The following is a 5,888-nucleotide window of genomic DNA, read 5'->3' as shown; positions in this document are numbered from 1 at the left end:
CCTTCGGTGAAGGGGGCGGGTGGGGGTGTGCGTTCGGGTCAGTCCTTGATCTCGCAGATCGCGGAGCCCGAGGTGATGGACGCGCCGACCTCGGCGGTCAGGCCCTTGATGGTGCCCGCCTTGTGGGCGTTCAGGGGCTGCTCCATCTTCATGGCCTCCAGGACGACGACCAGGTCGCCCTCCTGGACCTCCTGGCCCTCCTCGACGGCGACCTTCACGATCGTGCCCTGCATCGGCGAGGCGAGGGTGTCGCCGGAGGCCACCGGGCCGGACTTCTTCGCCGCGCGGCGCTTGGGCTTGGCGCCGGCCGCCAGGCCCGNNGGAACTCCTCCAGCGCGCGGGCGGCCCGCTCCAGGGCCTCCTTGCGGGTGCGGCCGGTCACGATCAGCTTGGCCAGCAGGGAGTCCCACGCCGGACCGATGACCGAGCCCGACTCCACGCCCGCGTCCAGGCGGACGCCGGGGCCGGACGGCGGGTCGAACCTGGTGACCGTGCCCGGCGCCGGGAGGAAGTTGCGGCCCGGGTCCTCGCCGTTGATCCGGAACTCGAACGAGTGACCGCGCAGCACCGGGTCGTCATAGCCCAGTTCCTCGCCGTCGGCGATGCGGAACATCTCGCGCACCAGGTCGATGCCGGCGACCTCCTCGGTGACCGGGTGCTCGACCTGGAGCCGGGTGTTGACCTCCAGGAAGGAGATCGTGCCGTCCTGGCCGACCAGGAACTCACAGGTGCCGGCGCCCTCGTAGCCGGCCTCCTTCAGGATCGCCTTCGAGGCCCGGTACAGCTCCGCCATCTGCTCGTCCGAGAGGAACGGCGCGGGGGCCTCCTCGACCAGCTTCTGGTGGCGGCGCTGCAAGGAGCAGTCACGGGTGGAGACCACGACGACGTTGCCGTGCTTGTCCGCCAGGCACTGCGTCTCCACGTGCCGCGGACGGTCCAGGTAGCGCTCGACGAAGCACTCGCCGCGGCCGAAGGCGGCCACCGCTTCACGGACGGCGGACTCGTACAGCTCGGGGACCTCTTCCAGGGTCCGGGCGACCTTCAGACCGCGGCCACCGCCGCCGAAGGCGGCCTTGATGGCGATGGGCAGGCCGTGCTCCTCGGCGAAGGCCACGACCTCCTCCGCGCCGGAGACGGGGTCGGGGGTGCCGGCCACCAGGGGCGCGCCGGCCCGCTGGGCGATGTGCCGGGCGGCGACCTTGTCGCCGAGGTCGCGGATGGCCTGCGGCGGCGGGCCGATCCAGATCAGGCCCGCGTCCAGTACGGCCTGGGCGAAGTCGGCGTTCTCCGAGAGGAAGCCGTAGCCCGGATGGACGGCGTCCGCGCCGGACTCCCGCGCGGCGTTCAGGATCTTGTCGATGACCAGGTAGCTGGTGGCCGGGGTGTCACCGCCCAGGGCGAACGCCTCATCCGCGGCGCGGACATGCAGAGCGTCCCGGTCCGGGTCGGCGTAGACGGCCACGCTCGCGATCCCGGCGTCCCGGCAGGCCCGGGCCACGCGGACAGCGATTTCGCCACGGTTGGCGATGAGCACCTTGCGCACGATTGAGGCTCCCTCCTTGAAACAAGCCGAGTTTAGGGACTGCCGACACGGCACTTCGACCCGTCCCCAGTGGTGAGCTTGCCCACACGGAGCGTGATACGAGGCCCGCTCGACCCGCGAAAGCCCATGTCGCACCTCGGTACGCAGGACTCCTTCGGAAAACCCTAGCCCTCCCATGTGGCCAAGGTCTCTGTGAGAGCGTGCTGCGGCCCACTCTGATTCTTTGTCGAGTCCCTACGAATGGCCCAATGATTCTTTGCTGATGCCCGAACCCTTGTCCCCCGGTTTACCCGTTAGTAGCGTTCGCGCTGTCTCGAACGTACCTGAGGTAACAGGCTGTCGGCGTGAGAGTGGGTGGGACCGGTGGTGCGCAGACCGGTGGCAGGGGTCGTGGCGGTCGTCCTCCTGGCGGAGGCCGTTTTCATAGCTGCGCTGAACTGGTTCCTCGGAGTGGTCGTCGACCGGCAGGACATGTCCCTGGCCGGCCTCGACCCGGACGTTATGTCGACGTCCTCGAAGATCGGCGGAGTGGTCTTCGGCCTCTACTTCGCGCTGTGCGCGCTCGTGGCCGTGCTCGTCGCGGTACGCGACCGCGCCCCGGCCGGCCTCGGCCGGGTGCTGCTGATCAGCGCGGCCGTCGTGCACGGCCTGCTCGGCGCGTTCGCCTGGGGGCTGGTCGGCTGGACGGCGTTCCTGTTCATGGTGGTCGTCCTCGGGCTGATCGTCCTGCTCCTGATGACGTACGACCGTGCGGCCGGCCCGCAGAGCGAGGCACCCGGCGGCGGGGTGCCGGGGCAGGGCGGCGGCCCGGCCGCGCGGACCGAGCCGGGCCCGGCCCCGGCGGGCGCGGGCGCGCCGGCCGGCCGTACGGACGAGCCGCAGGACGGGGACGACGAGCCGCAGGACTCCGTCCCCGCCCAGATCACCGTTCCGGCGCCCACAACTCCGTGATGCCCACGCCCAGTTCCGCGAGGAGCTTGCGGATCAGGGGCAGGCTGATGCCGATCACATTGCCGTGGTCGCCGTCGATGCCCTCGATGAACGGCGCCGAACGGCCGTCCAGGGTGAACGCGCCGGCGACGTGCAGCGGCTCCCCGGAGGCCACGTAGGCGGCGATCTCCTCGTCGCTGGGGTCGCCGAACCGGACGACGGTGGAGGCGGTCGCCGACACGTACCGCTTCGCCTCCGTGTCCCACACGCAGTGACCCGTCTGGAGTACACCGGCCCGCCCGCGCATGGTCTTCCAGCGGGCGGTGGCCTCCTCGGCGTCGGCCGGCTTGCCGAGCGCCTGGCCGTCCAGTTCCAGCACCGAGTCGCAGCCGATCACCAGGGCGCCCTGCACCTCCGGCCTGGCCGCCACGACCGACGCCTTCGCCTCGGCCAGGGCGAGCGCCAGCTCCGCCGGGGTGGGGGCGGTGACGGCGTCCTCGTCGACGCCGCTCACGATCACCTCGGGGGCGAGGCCGGCCTGCCGGAGGAGGGCCAGCCGGGCGGGGGACTGGGAGGCGAGCACGAGTCGCCTGCGGCGCGTAGCAGTCATGCGGTCAGGTTAGTCAGGCTGTGCCGTCCGGCTCACCTCAGACCGCTGACGATCATGAACAGCACCATGGCCAGGGCCATGAGAAGGCCGAGCCGCCGCAGCATGGCCTGCGCGTCGCGCAAGTCCTTCGGCGGCTCGTCTTCCGGGTCTGACCACAGCATCCCACCAGCGTGGGGCTTCGGCCGGGGAGGGCGCCTGAGTACCGGTACTCAAATGGCGCCCTGGGCTGTGCCCCGCGCCCACGCGGCGGAGCCGCACGACGACACAGCCCCGCGCCCCTTCAGGGCATCTGCCCCTAGCCCGGCCAGTACGTGCGGGTCCAGGACGCCGGGCCGGGGTTCGGGACGCGGGCCGCCGCGATCCGGGCCGGGTCGGACCACGCGTCCCTCGGACCCTCCGCGCCGGGCGGCGTCGCCGCTGCCGCCGCGGCGCGGGCGCGGACCACCGCCAGGGCGGCGGCCAGCTCCTCCGGGGTCGGGTTGCCTCGTACGACCTTGATGTTCATGACCGCTCCCAGGGTCCGCGGGGCCTAGAGGGGGATGTTGCCGTGCTTCTTCGGAGGCAGGGATTCCCGCTTGGTGCGCAGCTGACGCAGCCCGCGGACGATGTGCGCGCGGGTGTCGGACGGCATGATCACCGCGTCGATGTAGCCGCGCTCGGCCGCGACGTAGGGGTTGAGGAGGGTGTCCTCGTACTCCTGGATCAGCCGGGCGCGCACCGCCTCGACGTCCTCGCCGCTCGCCTCCGCCTCGGCGATCGTGCGCCGGTGCAGGATGTTGACCGCGCCCTGGGCACCCATCACGGCGATCTGCGCGGTCGGCCAGGCCAGGTTGAGGTCGGCGCCCAGGTGCTTGGAGCCCATGACGTCGTACGCGCCGCCGAAGGCCTTGCGGGTGATGACGGTGATCAGCGGGACGGTGGCCTCGGCATAGGCGTAGATCAGCTTGGCGCCGCGCCGGATGATGCCGGTGTGCTCCTGGTCGACGCCGGGCAGGAAGCCGGGCACGTCGACGAAGGTCAGCACCGGGATGTTGAAGGCGTCGCAGGTCCGCACGAAGCGGGCGGCCTTCTCGGAGGCGTCGATGTCGAGGCAGCCGGCGAACTGCATCGGCTGGTTGGCGACGATGCCCACCGGGTGGCCCTCGACCCGGCCGAAGCCGGTGAGGATGTTCGGCGCGAACAGGGCCTGCGTCTCGAAGAACTCGGCGTCGTCGAGGACGTGCTCGATCACCGTGTGCATGTCGTACGGCTGGTTGGCGCTGTCCGGTACGACGGTGTCCAGCTCGCGGTCCTCGTCGGTGACGGCGAGGTCCGCCTCGTCCGGGAAGACCGGGGGCTCGGAGAGGTTGTTGGACGGCAGGTACGACAGCAGCTGCTTGACGTACTCGATGGCGTCCTTCTCGTCGCCGGCCATGTGGTGGGCCACGCCGGAGGCGGTGTTGTGGGTGCGGGCGCCGCCCAGCTCCTCGAAGCCGACGTCCTCGCCGGTGACGGTCTTGATGACGTCCGGGCCGGTGATGAACATGTGCGAGGTCTGGTCGACCATGACCGTGAAGTCGGTGATGGCCGGCGAGTAGACCGCGCCGCCCGCGCAGGGGCCGACGACCAGGCTGATCTGCGGGATCACGCCGGAGGCGTGGGTGTTGCGGCGGAAGATCTCGCCGTACGCGCCGAGGGAGGCGACGCCTTCCTGGATGCGGGCGCCGCCGGAGTCGTTGATGCCGATGACCGGGCAGCCGGTCTTCAGCGCGAAGTCCATGACCTTGACGATCTTCTGGCCGTAGACCTCGCCGAGGGCGCCGCCGAAGACGGTGAAATCCTGCGAGAAGACGGCGACCGGGCGGCCGTCGACGGTGCCGTAGCCGGTGACCACGCCGTCGCCGTAGGGGCGGTTCTTGTCCAGGCCGAAGTTGGTGGAGCGGTGGCGGGCGAACTCGTCCAGCTCTACGAAGGAACCCTCGTCCAGGAGGAGTTCGACGCGCTCACGGGCCGTCAGCTTGCCCTTCGCGTGCTGCTTCTCCACGGCGCGTTCCGAGCCGGCGTGCGTCGCCTCGTGGATGCGGCGCTGGAGATCCGCGAGCTTCCCCGCGGTCGTGTGGATGTCGATCTCTTGGACCTCGTGACGCTCTTCCGGCTCGGACATCGGGATGCGGCTCCCTGCCTGCTCAAAAGGGGGGACGGTTACTCATCCGTAGAGTAGTGGTGGGCCTACGGATCAGCAGTGCGTCGTTTACCACACCTAGGGTGGCTTGCATGACGCCGCAGAATCCATCAGACGACAGCCGTTGGTCCGATCTGGACCGTCCGCCCCTCAACGCCGTTTCGCTGCGGCGCGGGCTGGTCCGGGAAGGGGGCCTGTACCGCGACATCGAGGTGGTCCGGCGGACCGGGTCCACCAACTCCGACCTCGCCGCGCGGGCCGCCGCCGGGAGGGCCGGCGAGGGGGCGGTGCTGGTGGCGGAGGAGCAGACGGCCGGGCGGGGACGGCTGGACCGGCGCTGGACGGCGCCGCCGCGGTCCGGGCTGTTCTTCTCCGTGCTGCTGAAGCCGACCGAGGTGCCGGTGGCGCGGTGGGGGTGGCTGCCGTTGCTGACGGGGGTGGCGGTGGCGACCGGGCTGGCGCGGGCGGCGGGGGTCGACACGGCGCTCAAGTGGCCGAACGACCTGCTGGTGACCGTGGGCGGGGAGGAACGCAAGGCCGGGGGGATCCTCGCCGAGCGGGCCGGTACGGACGGTGTCGTCATCGGGGTGGGCATCAACGTCACCCTGAAGGCGGACGAGCTGCCCGTCCCGCAGGCGGGGTCG

General features: G+C 71.2%; 6 protein-coding genes and 1 pseudogene. 2 read left to right on the top strand and 5 right to left on the bottom strand.

All coding sequences use genetic code 11. The features are described from left to right. Positions 1-38 precede the first annotated feature (38 nt). Positions 39-1,543, bottom strand: a pseudogene (locus CCN44_RS26100) (acetyl/propionyl/methylcrotonyl-CoA carboxylase subunit alpha). Between the two features lie 378 nt (positions 1,544-1,921). On the opposite strand from CCN44_RS26100, the gene CCN44_RS26095 reads away from it, so the two are divergent. Further along, complete coding sequence (locus CCN44_RS26095; protein WP_189397080.1) at positions 1,922-2,494, top strand: hypothetical protein; 573 nt, start codon at positions 1,922-1,924, stop codon at positions 2,492-2,494. On the opposite strand, the gene CCN44_RS26090 is transcribed toward CCN44_RS26095, so the two are convergent. From CCN44_RS26090 to CCN44_RS26075, 4 genes are all read right to left on the bottom strand, one after another. Beyond that, positions 2,466-3,083 carry a Maf family protein gene (locus CCN44_RS26090; protein WP_086700047.1) on the bottom strand — a complete coding sequence of 206 codons (618 nt, stop codon included), beginning with the start codon at positions 3,081-3,083 and terminating at the stop codon, positions 2,466-2,468. The two genes, CCN44_RS26095 and CCN44_RS26090, sit on opposite strands and share 29 nt — an antisense overlap. Before the next feature lie 32 nt (positions 3,084-3,115). Then, positions 3,116-3,244, bottom strand: a complete 129-nt coding sequence (mmpB, locus tag CCN44_RS47460) for a morphogenic membrane protein MmpB (RefSeq protein WP_086700044.1) — start codon at positions 3,242-3,244, stop codon at positions 3,116-3,118. 134 nt (positions 3,245-3,378) lie between these two features. After that, entirely contained in the window at positions 3,379-3,588 is a 210-nt protein-coding gene (locus tag CCN44_RS26080; RefSeq protein WP_059252295.1) for an acyl-CoA carboxylase epsilon subunit, read from the bottom strand. 24 nt (positions 3,589-3,612) lie between these two features. Next, a complete protein-coding gene (locus CCN44_RS26075) occupies positions 3,613-5,226 on the bottom strand; it encodes an acyl-CoA carboxylase subunit beta (RefSeq protein WP_059252296.1) in 1,614 nt (537 codons plus the stop codon). Positions 5,227-5,336: 110 nt separating this feature from the next. On the opposite strand from CCN44_RS26075, the gene CCN44_RS26070 reads away from it, so the two are divergent. After that, positions 5,337-5,888, top strand: a 552-nt coding sequence (locus tag CCN44_RS26070; RefSeq protein WP_086700051.1) for a biotin--[acetyl-CoA-carboxylase] ligase, incomplete at its 3' end; no start/stop codon positions are given.

It is taken from the genome of Streptomyces tricolor (assembly GCF_002155905.1).
GTDB lineage: Bacteria > Actinomycetota > Actinomycetes > Streptomycetales > Streptomycetaceae > Streptomyces > Streptomyces tricolor.
Note: the sequence above shows the minus strand (reverse complement) of the source record. Positions and strands in the feature narration are given on the sequence as shown.

Coding starts and splice junctions, on each gene's coding strand:
- CCN44_RS26090 (WP_086700047.1), bottom strand. CDS start 3,083: ATGACTGCTACGCGCCGCAGGCGACTCGTGCTCGCCTCCCAGTCCCCC.
- mmpB (WP_086700044.1), bottom strand. CDS start 3,244: ATGCTGTGGTCAGACCCGGAAGACGAGCCGCCGAAGGACTTGCGCGAC.
- CCN44_RS26080 (WP_059252295.1), bottom strand. CDS start 3,588: ATGAACATCAAGGTCGTACGAGGCAACCCGACCCCGGAGGAGCTGGCC.
- CCN44_RS26075 (WP_059252296.1), bottom strand. CDS start 5,226: ATGTCCGAGCCGGAAGAGCGTCACGAGGTCCAAGAGATCGACATCCAC.